Raw genomic sequence first — 15,042 nt, 5'->3', positions numbered from 1 at the left:
CGTGCCCACACCTTCGGAACACACCCCGCTCTCCCCCGAGCAGCGCCTTGGGCGGCCGGAGCGCGGCGCGCTGCCGCAGCAGTGCGCCGCGACCGACCTCAGCGTGGCGAGTGAGGAGTTCATCGCCGCACCGTCAGAACGCTGAACCCCCGCTCACCGGTTCTGCGCCGTCCGCATCGGCGCCTGGCCCTGGCACGGTTCCGAGCAGCCGGTAGGGCCGCGCATCGACAACGGCAATCGCCTGTGTCACCGGTGCGTAGAGCAGGCCATGCGCACCGTCCTCGCTTACGAACACGTGCGCGGTGCCCATACCGGGGTACGGAGCTACCCGTAGCCGGTCGGCGGTGGCCTCAGCCCATCGCGAGGCATGGGATGCCGGCTCGCTCTCCGCGCGCGCGACGACGATCACGTCGGTCGTGTCGTCGCCGACGCTGTCCGGCACGACGGTGTGCGCCAACCGGTAGCGGACCAGCCCGGGACGCCGGATCCCCGGGATCTCGCGGTCGATGCGGCCGACCATCTCAGCCCGGTGTTCGCGGACGAAGGCGAGGTGAGCCTCGTCGCTGGTCCACTGCGCGACACTGAGCAGCACACGCCCGTCCGGGCTTGCGAAGCAGCTGAGCCGCAGGAAAGCCTCAGGGCGAAACCTGGCCGACAGCTCGTCCCACTCCCCAAGCAGTGCACGGGCCGCCCGGTCCTGACGGTCCGGCGTGTCCACGATCCACTCGCTGATCAGCGTGGTCCCGGCGTCAGTTCGGGCCAGATCCGGCAGCTGAAGCGTTGTCACACGAGCCTCCTGTCGTCGCCGTGTGCCCAGCGTGGAACGTCAAGTGCGGTTGAGGTCAAGCCGGTGCTCAGAGCCCGAGTTGCCGCCGCGATGACCGCAGGCACACTCCAATCAGCTCCGAAGCCAACCCCCGAAGGACTTACGAGCCCGACCACTTGGCCGGCGCGCGGGGGCCCCGCGAGACCGCTGATCCCGGCGCGACGCAGCGGTGGCTGCCAGGACTTCAACACCGATGAGGTCTCCCTCGGGACGCACCCGTGGCAGTAATGTCTGCGGGATGACCAGGACGCCTACGGACTTCTTGGCACGTGCCCTGGACGCCCCGGGCGAGCCCCGTCTGCGGCCGCTGCCGCCCGTGGTGGCGGAACTGCTGCGTTCTCTGAGCGCCCCGCCTCGGCTGGCGGCGCACTTGCGTGCGGTCCATGACGTTGCGGTCCAGTTGGTGGAATGGGTGCAGGACCGCTACCCGGATCTGGCCGTGGACCGCGACGGTGTTCTCTTCGGTGCGGCGACCCATGACGTGGGGAAGGTCTTGCACCCCGAGGAGCTCACCGGGCCCGGCTCGGCACACGAGGAAGCCGGTCGTGACCTGCTGCTGAGCCGCGGCTTCCCGCCTGCACTGGCTCGGTTCGCCGCCAACCATGCCAGCTGGGACGCCCCCGATGTGACGATGGAGGACCTCCTGGTCAGCGCAGCCGACAAAGTATGGAAGGACAAGCGCGTCTCCGACCTTGAGGACAGGCTCGTCAGGGCGCTGGCAAGTGCGACACAGCGGGAACCCTGGGAGGAGTACCTCGCGCTCGATGACCTGCTCACTCGGCTCGGTGCGGACGCTGCCCCTCGCCTGGCTTTCCAATCGGCCTTCCCGGTTCACACCTGACCCAGCCTCAGGATCCGGCGCAATCCCTGAGCGCGCATGGGCCGGACGGACCGGACGGGCCGAGTACGGGGACTGATCGTAATTTCGTGACGACTACGGTCCATGTCTGATCCGGTGCGGCGATGTCGGGGGGATGCGGGTCGGTCCTCAGCCGGGTGTCCCGGCCCGCCAGGTGAACGCGCGGGCGGGGCGCGACGCCGGACGCCTTCGAGCCTCTGATGGGGATGTGCGACTCTCAGCCCGATGCCCGCAGGCCGCCCACCACCCCCACCACCGGCAGATCTTGGCCGGTCACGCCGGAAACACCCAGGCCGTCATCCTCTGCGACCCCGGACTCTCCGAGCCCGAACGGGCCTGAGCCCAAGCGGCGTTCGACCGCGCCATCCTCATCGTCGCCGAGATCGACGGCGTCACACAGGCAGACGAGGAACCCGTTCATGACACATGCCCATCAACGATGGTCGAGTACAGGATCCGGACCACGATGCGGCAACTCCTCGCCGGTCCTGTTCCCGCCGGCCTGAGGTACGACGTCAAGAACCTGTGCACCCTCCCCTGGGTGCTGCGAGCGACGCTCTACCGCGCCCACCCGCATCTCAAAGCCGAGTTCAACCGCCAGCGAACCGCTACCCGGGAAGCCCTACTTCCACGCACGGGCCGGGTGCCGGTCGGCGGGGACGGGGATCTCCACTTCCTCGCGGAGCAGGGGGGCGAGGACGAAGCGCGGGGTGTGGTGCTCCGCGGTGGTCTTCCCGCCCCGAGCACGCCAGACCCTGCCGGAAGCCTCACGGATAACCGTCAGAGCTTCACGGCGCCGAATCCTCAGCGGTAGCTGACGCCGAAGCCGTGGCCTTGTCCGGGAGTTGTGAAAGCGCGTTCGCGGGCGCGCGGTAGGTTGCTCGCCATGACTGATCCAGGGTCCGTCACCTGGCCACCTGCCCCGATCAAGACCGAGCGGCTCGTGCTCCGCGAGCCCGAGGCCCGGGACCGTGCAGCGTTCATCGAGCTGCTGGCGTCCGCCAGAGGTGCACACCTACCTCGGCGGCCCCGGGCCGCGTGACGAGCTTGAGCGCGAGATGCCCGGGGCGCCCGAGCGGTGGCCCGGGAGTTTCGTCGTTGATCTCGGCGGGGCGATGATCGGCCAGATCCTGCTCAGGAGAGCAACGGAGCACCGTCGTCCCGCTGCCGCGGGGAAGGCCGAACTCGGCTACCTGTTCCTGCCGCAGGCGTGGGGATTCGGCTACGCCACCGAGGCAAGCACGGCGGCACTCGACTGGTTCGACGGCGTCCTTCCCGGCGAGCCGGTGGTGCTCACCACCCAGACCGCCAACGCCGGCTCGATGCGCCTTGCGGCCAAGCTGGGGTTCACCGAGGTGGAGCGATTCCAGGCCTGGGACGCCGAGCAGTGGCTCGGCCTGCGGTCCCCGGTCACGCCGGCCGCTTGAGCCCAAGGCCGCCAGGTCGGGTAGCCCGAGGGTGAGTCTCTCTCGGACTACCCAACCTCGCGCGCGTGCACCCACGGAATGCCCAGTTGGCCGGTGCCTGATCACCGAGTCCTCCCGCGCTGGCAACCCCGGCGCCGTCACGGAGAAGCAGAGCGGATGGGCCGCCGGCCCAAAGGTGATGCGCGGCTACCGCGAGGCCGACGAGGCATTCAAGGAGAACGCGCCGCACAGGGTGCGGTAGGTGAAGCGCGACCCCTGCCCAGGTCAGACAGGAGCCACTGCCGGTCATGACCAGCGCGACCGATCGGTCCCCGTCGGAGCCCTGGCCGTCGCCGCTCCCCGCCAGGCGGCAGCCGGCACGCTGGTCGACGCACAGCGGCTCCGGCGCTCCGGGTTTCGGCAACGGCTGACCGGGCGCCGGCTCGGCAGCGAGACGCACCAGAGCGACCACGACCACGTCAAGGGCGGACGTCGCCTGGGAGCAGGGCTGGCAGACCGGCTGATCTCAGAGCAGCGGTCCTCTACCGCGCCTACCGCCGAACAGACTGCGACCCACCCCGCCTCAGCCCGAACGGTGTCGAGTCACGTGGTAACCCGGCCGTACGGCCTGATGGTGGCTCGGGCCGAAGCCGAACGACAGGACTCGCTCCGGTACAACCGTCACTGTCTTGCGGCTGCCGCCGGTGGAAGAAGGTCAGGCCGGGCCCGGCACCGAGATGAAGTGGCATGCCGGTGAGCAGGGTGCCGACGTCGATGCCCTGCCCGGGCCGCAGCACGGTGAAGCCCTGCCGCGTGTGGTATGGGCCCAGGGCGTGCTCGGTGCCGAACTCGCCGAACCGCTTCTTCGCATACATCGGCATCGACACCAGGACATACCGGCAGCCGGGCGAGCCCGGAGAGGACCGTGCCCAAGGGAACGCCCTGCAACACGCCGACGACCCGGCCGTCGCCGTCCGCGCGACCAGCGGGAGGGCCAGCTCGCCCGCCGCCCGCTGGAACTCCCCCGCCGCCCCTGCCCCTGCCAGCCGTTCCCCGCGAGCGGCGCCCGCAAGGGCGTCCAGCGGCCGCGTCCCGTGCTCTCCACGAGCCAATGCCTCAAGACCGGCCTGTCACGCTCACTACGCGCCCTGGCGCAGGGCGGCGGCCATCCACTCGCGGATTGCCGCCGCCCGGTCCGGGTCCGGCTTGGCCGTACCGTTGACCGTCGCCACCAGACGGTGGTACCTGGTCAGCAGCTTCAGTCCGGTCACGTTGGCCAACGACTGCGCCGCCCTGCCGTTCCGGTCGAACTCGACGATGCTGCGCCGGGCCCTGCCGACGTCGTGCTCCCCGGTCATGGCGGCGGTCAACTCGGCCGAACCGGCGGCCACACGCTCGGCGATATCCCGGGCCTGCGGCGAATCCGCAGGCACGCCGGCCTGGTGGGAGGCCTGTGCCTCCAGGAGAAGCTGCCGATGTCTCTCGACGCGGGCCATCATCTCCGGTGAAGCCATCAGCTTGCCCTGCTCGGTGCCGAAGGTGCGGTGGAAGAAGTCCCGCAGCGCCGTGCGGAACTCCTCGTCCTGCACGATCTCGGCGAGTTCGATCCAGGCCTCCAACTGCTCGGCCGACGGCTCCTCGGGCAGATGCGGCCGCCTGCTGTGCAGACGCTCCACATAGCTGGGATGAACGTCCAGGCCGTCGGTCACGAACTCCCAGAACTGGTTGATGAGCCGGTCACGGTCATCGTCGGACATCGACACGAGCTTGCGCATCAGGCTCACCTGTTCTGTCGTGGTGTGCTGCCGCACGATGGTCCGCAGCACGGCACGGCGCGCCCGGAACTGCCGCAACTGGTCCTCGACCAGCCTCAGATGCGTGACGGCCAGGTCATGCAGGGTGGTCTCCGCGGCCAGCACCCGGCGGATGTCGTCCAGGCCGGCACCCAGGTCACGCAGGGTGCGCACGAGTTCGAGCCGGGCGATGGCGAGCACGTCATACCGCCGGAAGCCGCCCTCGGTGAGGCCGGTGGGCGCGACGACGCCCTCGTCGGCGTAGAACCTGATCGCGCTCACGCTCAGGCCCGTGCGGCGGGCGACGTCCCCGATGGAGTAAAGGTCCTTCACACCCGTCACTATGAGATCTCAAGCGACCTGAGAGTCAAGGGGGCCGGCCACGACAGGACCCCGGGAAGCCAGCTCGCCGGACTCCATCTGTGCGCCTCGACGATCTGGATCAGGGAGCTCACCCAGACCGCCGTTGATCGCGACTCGCTCTGCGCCCCAGCGCGGCGGGCTTCACCCTCGCCCCGCCACCGCGCCTCGATGCCTGATGCCACCGGCTGGCTCACCCAGCACCCGGCGCCCTCACCGACGCGGAGAAACTTCACCGCAGGCCCTCCCGGCCTCGCCCTGGGGACCAGGACCGGCTTCCCGCTGTCCCGCGCGCACGTTGCAGCGCATCGGCCTGGGCTTGAGCAGCGTCCGCATCCTCCAGCGGCGCGAGACGGGGGACGGTCATCGCCAGCTCCCTGTCCGCGGCAACAAGTACCCAAGCCAGTCACGGCATCGCGCCAGTAGCACTCCGCGGTACGGGCCCACGGAACCGCGCCAGACCTCACTGGCGGACGCTCCAGCCAGTCTGCAGGGCCTGGCGGTGCGTCCCGAGCGGCTCAGGGCATCGGCCTGCCCGCGCGCATGCTGTTGGGCGAATGCGGCAGCACCGCCGAGTACGGTAGGCGCGGTCTCGGGCTGGGCCTAGCGCCGCTTCGGGTGGGTGACGTCAGGCACCTGCGGTGGGAGCACCGCCGTCCGCCGCATGCTCGTCTGCGGGCCCAGGCCGGTCGGCCGCAGGGAGGGCAATGGTGACCTCAAGCCCTCCGGCAGGGCTTTCGCCCAGGCGGAGGGAGCCGTGGTGGAGGTGGACCTGCTGGTCGACGAGGGCGAGGCCGAGACCGGATCCGGGTGAGCGGGTTCGGGTGCCGCGGGTGAAGCGCTCCTTCATGGCTTGGCGCTGGTCGGGCGGGATACCGGGCCCGTCGTCGCGGATGGTGACCCGCACTGTGTTGCCGACGGTGTCGTGGCTGAGGTGGATGTCGACGGTGCCGTCGGGGCGGCCGTGGAGGGCGGCATTGTCGAGGAGGTTGTCCACGGCCAGGCGCAGGCCGACGGGCCAGCCGGTCACCGTCACCGTCACCGTCACCGGGGCGACGGCCGCCAGGCGGTAGGTGACGGCGGGGTGGCGGCGGGACGCGTGTGCCACGGCTTCGTCGAGGAGTTCGCTGAGGTGGACAGTGGTGCGTTCGGGCAGGGCGTGGGCGTCGCCGCGGGCCAGGGTCTGCAGTCCGGTCAGGAGAGCGGTGATGCGGCTGTGCTCGATACGCATGGCTTCCAGGGCGCGGGTGCGCTGGTGGGCAGAGAGGTCGGGGTTGCGCTGGAGGGTTTCGATGGTCATGCCGAGGCTGGTGAGCGGAGTACGCAGTTCGTGGCCGGCGTCGGCGGTGAAGCGGCGGGTGGCCTCCATGCTGGTGCGCAGTTGGTCGAGCATGGTGTTCAGGGCGCCGGAGAGGTCGGCGACTTCCTGCGGGCGGGTGGCGGCTGGAAGGGGCTCCGTGGTGTCGACGCTGATGGCGAGCGCGCCGGCCCTCAGGCGTTGGAGGGGATGGAGGATGATCCGGGTGATGAGCCAGACCCCTGCGGCTGTGATGAGGGCGGCGAAGAGGGTGACGGCGGCGACGATGGCGGTGTTGTCGGCGAGGCGGCGTTCGATGGGGTCGATGTCCTGGAGGACTTCAAGGCGGTCGCCTTCGGTGCCGAGTGGTTCGGTCAGGGAGCGCCAGGTCTGGCCGTCGGTCTCGATCGTGGCGTAGCCGTCGCGGGTGGGCAGGGGCAGCGCGGTGGGCGGCGTCTCGCCGCGTTGGGCGATGACCTGTCCGTCGTAGATGAGGCGGACCAGGCTCTGGCTGCCGGCCAGCAGGCCGCCGTAGTCGTCCCCGCCCGTGCCCGTCCCGGTGCCGGTGTGGTCGCCCTTGTCGAGGAGCTTGTCGGCGTCCTGGCGGACCTTCGTCGCGCGGGCGGCGAGCTGGCGGTCGAGGTCGGTGCGGTCGCGGTGGTCGATCCGGGCGACGATGACCAGGCCGGCCAGCGCGACCACGACCGTCACCAACACGGCGACCGCGGCCGTGATCTGGGAGCGCAGGCTGCGCGGGGTGAGTTTCACGAGCCGGTGCGCAGGACGAAGCCGATACCGCGGACCGTCTGCAGGATGCGGGGACGGCCGTCGGCTTCGAGCTTCTTGCGGAGGTAGCCGATGAACACGTCGACGACGTTGGTGTCGACATCCCAGGTGTAGCCCCAGACCTGCTCCAGGAGCTGGGAGCGGGAGAGGACCTGGCCGGGCCGGTGGGCGAGGGCAAGGAGGAGGTCGAACTCGCGTGTGGTCAGCTGCAGCTCCCGCCCGGCCCGGGAGGCTGTACGCCGGGCGGGCTCGATCGTCACATCGCCGATGACCAGGGGCCGTGTGCGGGTGGACTCGTGCAGGCGCACCATGGCGTGCAGGCGGGCGGCGAGCTCGCCGATGGAGAACGGCTTGACGACGTAGTCGTCGGCGCCGGCGGCCAGCCCGGCGACCCGGTCGTCGACCTCGTCACGGGCGGAGAGCATGCACACCGGCAACGTCCGCCCCTGCGCCCGCAACGCGCGGACGACCTCGACGCCGGACAGGCCCGGCATGGTCACATCCAGCACGATCACCGACGGCGGCCGTCCGGCGACTTCCTCCAGCGCCCTGGCGCCGTCCTCGGCCGACCGGACGGTGAAACCTTCCAGGCCCAGTCCCAGGGCCAGGGCCTCGCGTACGCCGGGGTCGTCGTCGACCACCAGCACCTCGGGCTTGCGGCCCGCTGTCATATAGCACCTCGGTTTCCGCGCCGGCACCACCGGGAACGGGTGCCGCTGCGTCTTCCAAGGATCGGCCGGAAACGACAAGGAAGTCTAAGAACCACGCGGCCCCGCCCGATCGCCCTCACCCCTGGCTCCTTCGCCATCCGTGCAGTTCAGGGGCTGCGTGCGCCGTTCCTGCCAGACGGTGGTGGCGGGTGTTTCTTAGAGCGGCCACAAGAACCGTGGCCAGGGTGAAGTGCACGCCCCGCCGTCGGGGCGCTGCCCGAATTCCGCGACGAAGGAAGCCCGCCGATGACCCTGTCCACCGTGCTGCCCCGCGGGCACCGCAAGCCGCCCGGCCGCCGCCGGGGTCGGCGCGGCTTCAGCCTGGCCGACCCGCTCGGCGCCCTCGCGATCCTCTCCGCCGTCGCGGTCGTCGCGCTGTGGGTGATGAACCAGGGCGGTCCGCTCAGTCTCACCACCCCGGACCGGGCGACGGGCTCCCTCGGCCTGCTCACCGGCCTGCTTGCCTCCGACCTGATGATCCTCCAGGTTGTCCTCCTGGCCCGGATCCCCTGGGTCGAACGCTCCTGGGGCCACGACCTGCTCACCCGCCGGCACCGTTGGATCGGCTTCGCCTCGTTCTGGCTGATGATCGCCCACGTCGTCCTGTTCGCCGTCGAACGCGCCGTGCGCGAGCCGGAGGCGATGCTGGAGGCACTGGTGCGGGTGTTCGTCACCGACTCCTGGATGCTGTTCGCCACCGTCGGCACCATTCTGTTGATCATGGTGGTCGTCACCTCGATCCGCGCCGCCCGCCGCCGGCTGCGCTACGAGTCATGGCACCTGCTGCACCTGTACTCGTACGCCGGGATCGCCGCCACGTTCCCCCACACCTTCACCGACGGCGCCGACTTCCACGAGACCTGGACGCGCGTCTACTGGTGGTGCCTGTACGGCTTCGCGTTCGCCGTCACCCTCCTCTACCGCCTCGCCCTGCCCGCCTGGCGCTCGCTCCATCACCGCCTGCGGGTGGAGTCCGTGGTCACCGAAGCACCCGGAACCGTCTCCGTCACGTTCAAGGGCCATCGCCTGGACAGGATGAAGACCGCTTCCGGCCAGTTCTTCGTCTGGCGCTTCCTCGACGGCCCCGGCTGGTCACGCGGCAACCCCTACACCCTCTCCGCTGCCCCCACCTCCGACCGGCTCCGCATCACCATCAAGGCCGCCGGCGACGGCAGCGAACGCGCCGCTCGCCTCACCCCCGGCACCCGCGCCCTCATCGAAGGCCCCTACGGCACCCTCACCGCCCGTCGGCGCACCCAACCCCGCATCCTCCTCATCGCCGCCGGAATCGGCATCACCCCCATGCGCGCCCTGCTGGAAGACACCCCCTACGCCCCCGGCGAGACCACGCTCATCTACCGCTACAGCGAAGAACAGCACGCCGTCTTCGCCGACGAACTCCGCCAGATCGCCGGCCGCCGCGGCGTCGAGCTCATCTTCCTGCCGGGCCCCCGCCGCGCCGACACCTCCTGGCAGGCAGCAGGCCCCGCACACCCCGGCGACGACGCCCAGGCCCTCAGAAGCCTCGTCCCGGACATCGCCCACCGAGACATCTACGTCTGCGGCCCACCCGTCTGGATCACCGCCGTCCGCAAGGCCGCACGCGGCGCCGGCGCCCACCGCGACACCGTCCACACCGAAGAGTTCGCCTGGTAGCAGCGCGCCCACCACACCTCACCAACCAGGAGTACCCCCATGCGACGCATCACCATCTGGATCACCGCCACCCTCGCCGTGGCCGGCCTCCTCCTCGCCTTCCAGCTCAACCTCTCCGGCACCACCGGCAAATCCGCAGACGACGGCAACCACACCGAACCCGCCTCCACCGCACCCGCCAGCCCCGGCCAGAACCAGACCAAGCCCGGCGACGACACCCCTGGCGACGGCGAACACGTCGGCAAACCCGGCGAGAACAAATAGCCCTCGAACCCGCAAACCCGTACGCCGGGTCGTCCCCAACGGCGGCCCGGCGTGCGGGTGCGCGCTATGTCCCGCACAAAACTCTACGAACCCACGTGCTTCTGGCGGCGGCACAAAAGGCCCGTGGCCAGCAGCAGAGACACGAGTATGTCGCGAACGTCCTTATGCGCTCGGGAGATCCTGTCCCGCGCGCCGGTGGTGACCCGAGGCTCTGGCTTCGGGAGGCCCTGGTGGCCGTGAGGGCACGCAACATGAGACACCGCGGTGCCCATCGGTACGTGTACCGCCTGGGCAGTGACAGGCGCGCGCGAGAGCATTCGGTCGGGTCTGACAGCGTTCGAGCGCTGCCCCAAGAGCACAGACGCTGACGGCATCTGACCACCGCCGTCAGCCACGGCCTGTCACCTCTGACCGAGGGCAGGACGCTCGGGCTGCGAGGTTCAGCGGCACGCGAGCGGCGGCGTTCGTAGGTCGGAGGCGACTTGGCCGATGGGTTCAGGAGGTGCCGACGCGTACGGCGGTCGCTGCCAGGGTGGTGTAGCTCATTGTGAAGCGTCCGCCCAGGGAGTCGATGGCGCTCCCGACCGCGTCCAGTATCCGGGCCAGTTGATCGGGGCGGAGTTGGGTGAGGCCGCCGGTGGTAGGGAGCAGGTCCAGCCATTGGTCGCGCGTGTAGGACTGCTTCCAGTCGAATCGCCACTGCTCGGGAGCGTTGAACTGTTCGGTCTCGCGGATCTTGTCGGCGAACTTCGTGTATGCCGCCTGGTAGAGGTCGAGCGGACGTCGGGCCGGTTGGCCGTTGAACGGGGAGTCGGGCGCCGCCCGCCGGTAGGCAGCGGCGAACGGTTCGGCCACCTCGGTCGGCGGCTCATACACGTGCCCGAAGATCGCCAGCCGTCCCTCTGGACGCAGCACATGTGCCGCCTTCACGGCGCCGGCGACCGGATCCACCCAGTGCCAGGACTGGGCAGCTATGACCGCGTCGAACGTCCGGCCGACCGGCTGCCAGGCTTCGAAGGTCGCCACCTCGACCTGCAGGCCACGGGCTCGCGCGAAGTCGGCCATCCGCGCATCGGGCTCGATACCGAGCACAGTGCAGCCTACGGCCTGGAACTGGCGGGCTGCGATGCCGGTACCGCAGCCGACGTCGAGTACGTCAGGTCCGGGGCTTCCGGCGAGGATCCGCCTCACCAGCGTATCGGGGTAGCCGGGCCGGGCCTGGTCGTAGCGTTGCGCGTCCGCGCCGAATGACTCCGCTATTTGCCGAGCCTTATGCGGCTCCGCCGGGGAAGGTTCTGGTTGCTCTCGCGGTAAGGTGGGCATGCGCCCACCTTAGTGGGCGCATGCCCACTCGACAACGGATGCCAGCAGGTTGATGCACGAAAGGATCTGCGAGTGCCGACTGGGGTGCACCTTCACGACGCCCGGCAGCAGCTGTTCGACGCTGCCGAACGCGTGCTTCTGCGGGACGGGCCGAACGGACTGACCAGCCGGGCCGTCACCGACGAGGCGGGCTGCGCCAAAGGCGTCCTGCACCGGCACTTCACCGACTTCGACGCCTTCCTCACCGACCTCGTGCTCGACCGCGCCGCGCAGCTCGAGACGCAGGCGAGTGCGCTGCGCGAGTCCGCCGGCACCGGCACGGTGGCCGACAACCTCACCAGTGGACTGGCCACCCTGTTCGGACCGATTCCGGTCGCAATCATCCCGCTCATCACCTTCCGGGATGAGCTGCGCGCACGGCTGCGGCAGGCCAGGCCCGGAGGCGGCATCGCGATCCTCGCCGAGGCCGCGACCGCAATCTCCGCTTATCTGGCCGACGAGCGTGAACTGGGCCGCATCGCGGCCGACTCCGACATCGACTCACTCACTCTCTCGCTGGTCGGTGGCGGGCATCTCCTGTTCGCAGACCGCGCCCCCGGCCCACCGGACTTGGCAGCCGTCAACAAGCTCGTGTCAGCGGTTATCGCCGATGCCGTGCAACGACGACCGACCTAGAGACCCCTCGGCGTCGGCAAACGCACGTACACCGGCCGCGATCGCTTGAGCCTCTCGCCCTCTTGTGGCGAGGGCGCTGACGTCGCTTCTTGAAGTGAACGAAGCCGCAAGCAGGACCCACTTGCGGAACAAGGGCAGCCCGGCCCGGTTGAACATCGGCTTTTGAGTCTCTCGACCGCGCCGGAACTGTAGTCGAAGGTCAACCCGGCCAGCACGGCGTCGATGTCCTGACGCAGGAATCCGGGTACACGCGGTGACATGCACCGTGCCGCCCTCCACGAACGCCCTTCCACCCGCTCCGACTTCAGGTGCGGGAGCGCGATGCCCAGAAGCTCGTCACACATACATGACGACGCCAGAAATATGACTCTCCGTCACTCATCATGGAAATCTTGCCTGAACCTTGCAATTCCCCACCCGCCGCGAGGCGGGTGTTACGGGCGCCGGGCGGAAGCGATTGTGCCGGGAGTGAGTCCCAGGGCTGCCTTGGCCTGTCGGGTGCGTTCGTCGGCGAGGACTTCCGTCCGGCCCGCTTCGACGGCGGCGAGAGTCTGCTCGGCGATCGCTACCGGGGTGTTCTTGGGGCCCCGGACATGGGCGGCCATGTCCGTGTCGATCCGCAGTGCACGCCGACGACGAGGACGCCGGTGTCGTGGAGTTCGCCGCGGATCCCGTTGGTCAGGGCCCAGGCGGCGGCCTTGGAGGCGCTGTAGGAGCCCATCGCGGGGTTGGTGAACCAGCTCGCGATGGACAGTACGTTGACGATGGAGCCGGGCGAGTTGCCTATCAGCAGTGGGGCGAAGGCACAGCACGTGGCGAGCGTGCCGAAGTAGTTGACCTCCATCTCCGCGCGGGCGGCGTCCAGGTCGGGCGCGGCCAGCAGGGGGCTGTCGGTAAGGACACCGGCGTTGTTGACCAGCAAGGTCACGTCGGAGCACGTCTCGGCTGTCGCGGCCACTGGACGGGATCGGAGATGTCGAGACGGACCGGTGTCACGCCGGGCTCGACGACCGACCCCGGGTCGCGGGCCCCGCCATAGACGCGCTGTGCGCCGCGTTGCAGCAGTATCCGGGCCATCACCTGTCCGAGCCCACGGTTCGCGCCGGACACCAGTGCCGTTGCCCCCTGAATCCGCATGGTTTCAACCCCCGTCTCGCCCGGCCGATTCGTCGTCAGCTTCCCGATCACGTCGTGGACCATTTGAGATGAACGGCGGTCTCGTGGAACCCCAGAGCGCGATAGAAGTCGGCCGCTCTGCGGGTCGGCACGGTCACCTCGACGTCCTTCGCCTCCCGGGCCTTCGCCTGTACGGCCCGGATCAGCGCGGAACCCGTACCGCGGCCGCGCATGGGCTCGGCCACGGCGAGTTCGAGCAGTTCGAGGATGGTTCCGCCGGCAAACAGGGTGGGCATGCGCAGCGCGAGCAGGTACCCGACCACGCCCGAGTCCTGCTCGGCGACCAGGAACTCGGCGCTGCCCTCTGCGGCGGCCGCGATGATCCGGGGGAACGTGGCACCGTCGAAGACCGCTCGGTCGGGCCGGTAGCTCGTCACGAACCCGATCAGCAGACGGTAGATGTCATCGGCGTCCGAGGGCGTGGCCTCGCGGACAGTCGTCATGCCTAACCGTCCCCCGGGAGTCTCGGCGCTGGCGACCTTCCTACCCAGCGGCAACGGACCGGTCAATGGCTCGGGGCACGGGAAGCCCGCCTGCCACATCCTGCGTTGCACCCAGGTACAGGCTCCCAGCCGCGCATCGTCGTCGCGGATCTTCAGCACCACCTCGCGGCCGTTCGTCAGCCGAAGGCCGTGGACCACGGACAGGTTTCCCGCCGTGAAACTAGGCTGGGCAACGGGGTGGCCCAGATGTTCCATGCACCAGTCACTCACTGCTCGATCGTCGGAGTGTTCACGCATGGCTTTCCTTTCCCTGGGTCGGCTGGTCCTCCCGTCAAGGGCCGGGATGGTGGCCTGGAGCCGCTGACCGGATCGGCGCCCTCGCGCCGCAGGGCGCTGATCAACTCGGTGGACTGCCGCGGGCTCAGCCCAGCGAATGCAGCCATCCAGGGCGGCTCCGATGCCGTGTACACCAGGGCAGAGCTCAGGGAGTGTCGCTGTCTGCCTCGTTCGGTCGCATGAAGTCAAGGTCGTCGCCCCATGCGTCCAGCACCTTGCCATGTCCGGCGTCTCGGGCCGCCTTCTCGACAAGGGCGAACAGGTGCCGCTGCAGGGTTACGTCGCCCCTTGCCGAGATGCGGTCCACGGCACGGAGCAGCATGTCGGTGTCCCAGCCCGGCAGCGGGTACCGGGCGAGCTCCCACTCCAGGTACTTGTTGTAGGGGCGGGGACGACGGTTGAGAGCGAACAGCAACTCAAGCAGGAGCCGCATACTGTCGGCCGCGTCGAGACGGGCGGCCAGAGCCCGGCCGTCCCGGTGGTTCTTGACGGAGCGGTAGAGAGAGTTGGCGTAGGCGTCGAGCCATCCGCCAGAGTCCCGGAACGCCTCATCGGCATCCAGTCGGCCCCAGTCGGCAAGGATGCGAGCGATGCCTCCGTCCAGCCGGTCGAGCACGATCCGAGCACGGGCGAGGGCATAGCGTTCCCAGCCAGGCAACCCGGCCCCGCAGAACTCGCTGAAAGTGACGACAACGAGATCGAGCTCGGCGCTGCGGTGACCCGCGAGCCGGGTCAGGTCGGTCCTGGCACCATCGGCAACGACCACGTACAGGTCGTGGTCGGAGTACGGGGTGATCATGCCGTGGTGGGCCTGGGAACCTTTGAGGACGAGGCCGACGACGGCTGAATCAGCGGCAGCGAGCTCGACGAACGCGTCGTAGGTGAGAGGCTGCTGAGCAGTCATGGTGTGGATCTCCGGTGAGGTGACGACGGGTATGCCTGCTGGGGCGACCCCGTTACGAGACGCCCTGCACCGTCCGCGGCTGCACGTGGCTGCCGCCCGGGAGATCAACGCACGTCTGGACTCTAGCGCCCAGCCGGGCCATGCAATAGGGCATTTGGAGAGGTCAAGAATGCCGTTAACGTGGCTATGCCGATGATCAGTAACAGCGCATGCCGATGAGTTCTGGTA

The 15,042-nt window shown here is 69.5% G+C and carries 15 protein-coding genes and 2 pseudogenes; 6 read left to right on the top strand and 11 right to left on the bottom strand.

The window, feature by feature from the left end; all coding sequences use genetic code 11:
* The first annotated feature begins 1 nt into the window (after position 1).
* On the top strand, positions 2–145 hold the full coding sequence (locus ACGFZQ_RS45260) for a hypothetical protein (protein WP_393845393.1): 144 nt from the start codon (positions 2–4) through the stop codon (positions 143–145).
* Here ACGFZQ_RS45260 and ACGFZQ_RS45255 read toward each other — a convergent pair.
* Entirely contained in the window at positions 134–787 is a 654-nt protein-coding gene (locus ACGFZQ_RS45255; protein WP_393845392.1) for an antibiotic biosynthesis monooxygenase, read from the bottom strand. The two genes, ACGFZQ_RS45260 and ACGFZQ_RS45255, sit on opposite strands and share 12 nt — an antisense overlap.
* Before the next feature lie 277 nt (positions 788–1,064).
* Here ACGFZQ_RS45255 and ACGFZQ_RS45250 point away from each other — a divergent pair, with 277 nt between their 5' ends.
* Complete coding sequence (locus tag ACGFZQ_RS45250; RefSeq protein WP_393845391.1) at positions 1,065–1,667, top strand: HD domain-containing protein; 603 nt, start codon at positions 1,065–1,067, stop codon at positions 1,665–1,667.
* A 235-nt stretch (positions 1,668–1,902) separates the two neighbouring features.
* Here ACGFZQ_RS45250 and ACGFZQ_RS45245 read toward each other — a convergent pair whose 3' ends face one another.
* Positions 1,903–2,106, bottom strand: coding sequence for a hypothetical protein (locus ACGFZQ_RS45245; RefSeq protein WP_393845390.1), 204 nt, complete (start codon positions 2,104–2,106; stop codon positions 1,903–1,905).
* A gap of 465 nt (positions 2,107–2,571) precedes the next feature.
* On the opposite strand from ACGFZQ_RS45245, the pseudogene ACGFZQ_RS45240 reads away from it, so the two are divergent.
* Positions 2,572–3,112, top strand: a pseudogene (locus tag ACGFZQ_RS45240) (GNAT family N-acetyltransferase).
* A 1,118-nt stretch (positions 3,113–4,230) separates the two neighbouring features.
* Here ACGFZQ_RS45240 and ACGFZQ_RS45235 read toward each other — a convergent pair.
* The 3 genes from ACGFZQ_RS45235 to ACGFZQ_RS45225 all read right to left on the bottom strand — a co-directional run bounded on the left by ACGFZQ_RS45235 (position 4,231) and on the right by ACGFZQ_RS45225 (position 7,998).
* On the bottom strand, positions 4,231–5,217 hold the full coding sequence (locus ACGFZQ_RS45235) for a MerR family transcriptional regulator (RefSeq protein ID WP_393845389.1): 987 nt from the start codon (positions 5,215–5,217) through the stop codon (positions 4,231–4,233).
* A gap of 655 nt (positions 5,218–5,872) precedes the next feature.
* On the bottom strand, positions 5,873–7,309 hold the full coding sequence (locus ACGFZQ_RS45230; protein ID WP_393845388.1) for an ATP-binding protein: 1,437 nt from the start codon (positions 7,307–7,309) through the stop codon (positions 5,873–5,875).
* Positions 7,306–7,998 (bottom strand): response regulator transcription factor, encoded by a 693-nt coding sequence (locus tag ACGFZQ_RS45225; protein WP_393845387.1) that lies wholly within the window; start codon positions 7,996–7,998, stop codon positions 7,306–7,308. The genes ACGFZQ_RS45230 and ACGFZQ_RS45225 overlap by 4 nt, the downstream gene beginning before the upstream one ends.
* Before the next feature lie 285 nt (positions 7,999–8,283).
* On the opposite strand from ACGFZQ_RS45225, the gene ACGFZQ_RS45220 reads away from it, so the two are divergent.
* Complete coding sequence (locus ACGFZQ_RS45220; RefSeq protein WP_393845386.1) at positions 8,284–9,693, top strand: ferric reductase-like transmembrane domain-containing protein; 1,410 nt, start codon at positions 8,284–8,286, stop codon at positions 9,691–9,693.
* Between the two features lie 39 nt (positions 9,694–9,732).
* Positions 9,733–9,957, top strand: a complete 225-nt coding sequence (locus ACGFZQ_RS45215) for a hypothetical protein (RefSeq protein WP_393845385.1) — start codon at positions 9,733–9,735, stop codon at positions 9,955–9,957.
* 495 nt (positions 9,958–10,452) lie between these two features.
* Here the strand turns inward: ACGFZQ_RS45215 and ACGFZQ_RS45210 are convergent, their stop codons facing one another.
* Positions 10,453–11,280 (bottom strand): class I SAM-dependent methyltransferase, encoded by an 828-nt coding sequence (locus tag ACGFZQ_RS45210; RefSeq protein ID WP_393845384.1) that lies wholly within the window; start codon positions 11,278–11,280, stop codon positions 10,453–10,455.
* A 72-nt stretch (positions 11,281–11,352) separates the two neighbouring features.
* On the opposite strand from ACGFZQ_RS45210, the gene ACGFZQ_RS45205 reads away from it, so the two are divergent.
* The gene (locus tag ACGFZQ_RS45205) at positions 11,353–11,955 is read left to right on the top strand and encodes a TetR/AcrR family transcriptional regulator (RefSeq protein ID WP_393845383.1); all 603 of its coding nucleotides are present in this window, start codon (positions 11,353–11,355) and stop codon (positions 11,953–11,955) included.
* A 565-nt stretch (positions 11,956–12,520) separates the two neighbouring features.
* Here the strand turns inward: ACGFZQ_RS45205 and ACGFZQ_RS45200 are convergent.
* The 5 genes and pseudogenes from ACGFZQ_RS45200 to ACGFZQ_RS45180 form a co-directional block, all read right to left on the bottom strand.
* Positions 12,521–12,883: an SDR family NAD(P)-dependent oxidoreductase gene (locus ACGFZQ_RS45200; protein WP_393845382.1), complete on the bottom strand. Its 363-nt coding sequence runs from the start codon at positions 12,881–12,883 to the stop codon at positions 12,521–12,523.
* Complete coding sequence (locus ACGFZQ_RS45195) at positions 12,880–13,143, bottom strand: hypothetical protein (RefSeq protein ID WP_393845381.1); 264 nt, start codon at positions 13,141–13,143, stop codon at positions 12,880–12,882. The genes ACGFZQ_RS45200 and ACGFZQ_RS45195 overlap by 4 nt, the downstream gene beginning before the upstream one ends.
* Positions 13,140–13,574, bottom strand: a complete 435-nt coding sequence (locus ACGFZQ_RS45190) for a GNAT family N-acetyltransferase (RefSeq protein WP_351746183.1) — start codon at positions 13,572–13,574, stop codon at positions 13,140–13,142. The genes ACGFZQ_RS45195 and ACGFZQ_RS45190 overlap by 4 nt, the downstream gene beginning before the upstream one ends.
* Positions 13,575–13,906: 332 nt before the next feature.
* Positions 13,907–14,017, bottom strand: a pseudogene (locus ACGFZQ_RS45185) (IS5/IS1182 family transposase); the annotation flags it as partial.
* A 38-nt stretch (positions 14,018–14,055) separates the two neighbouring features.
* Positions 14,056–14,814, bottom strand: coding sequence for a hypothetical protein (locus ACGFZQ_RS45180; RefSeq protein ID WP_393845380.1), 759 nt, complete (start codon positions 14,812–14,814; stop codon positions 14,056–14,058).
* Between the last annotated feature and the right edge of the window lie 228 nt (positions 14,815–15,042).

Source organism: Streptomyces sp. NPDC048254 (genome assembly GCF_043201895.1).
Classification (GTDB): Bacteria; Actinomycetota; Actinomycetes; order Streptomycetales; family Streptomycetaceae; genus Streptomyces.
This window is presented reverse-complemented; position numbering and strand designations above follow the sequence as displayed.

Bases quoted from the DNA above. Each gene is read 5' to 3' on its own strand.
- ACGFZQ_RS45250 (WP_393845391.1), top strand. From the start codon at position 1,065: ATGACCAGGACGCCTACGGACTTCTTGGCACGTGCCCTGGACGCCCCG.
- ACGFZQ_RS45245 (WP_393845390.1), bottom strand. From the start codon at position 2,106: ATGAACGGGTTCCTCGTCTGCCTGTGTGACGCCGTCGATCTCGGCGAC.
- ACGFZQ_RS45225 (WP_393845387.1), bottom strand. From the start codon at position 7,998: ATGACAGCGGGCCGCAAGCCCGAGGTGCTGGTGGTCGACGACGACCCC.
- ACGFZQ_RS45220 (WP_393845386.1), top strand. From the start codon at position 8,284: ATGACCCTGTCCACCGTGCTGCCCCGCGGGCACCGCAAGCCGCCCGGC.
- ACGFZQ_RS45215 (WP_393845385.1), top strand. From the start codon at position 9,733: ATGCGACGCATCACCATCTGGATCACCGCCACCCTCGCCGTGGCCGGC.
- ACGFZQ_RS45210 (WP_393845384.1), bottom strand. From the start codon at position 11,280: ATGCCCACCTTACCGCGAGAGCAACCAGAACCTTCCCCGGCGGAGCCG.
- ACGFZQ_RS45190 (WP_351746183.1), bottom strand. From the start codon at position 13,574: ATGACGACTGTCCGCGAGGCCACGCCCTCGGACGCCGATGACATCTAC.
- ACGFZQ_RS45180 (WP_393845380.1), bottom strand. From the start codon at position 14,814: ATGACTGCTCAGCAGCCTCTCACCTACGACGCGTTCGTCGAGCTCGCT.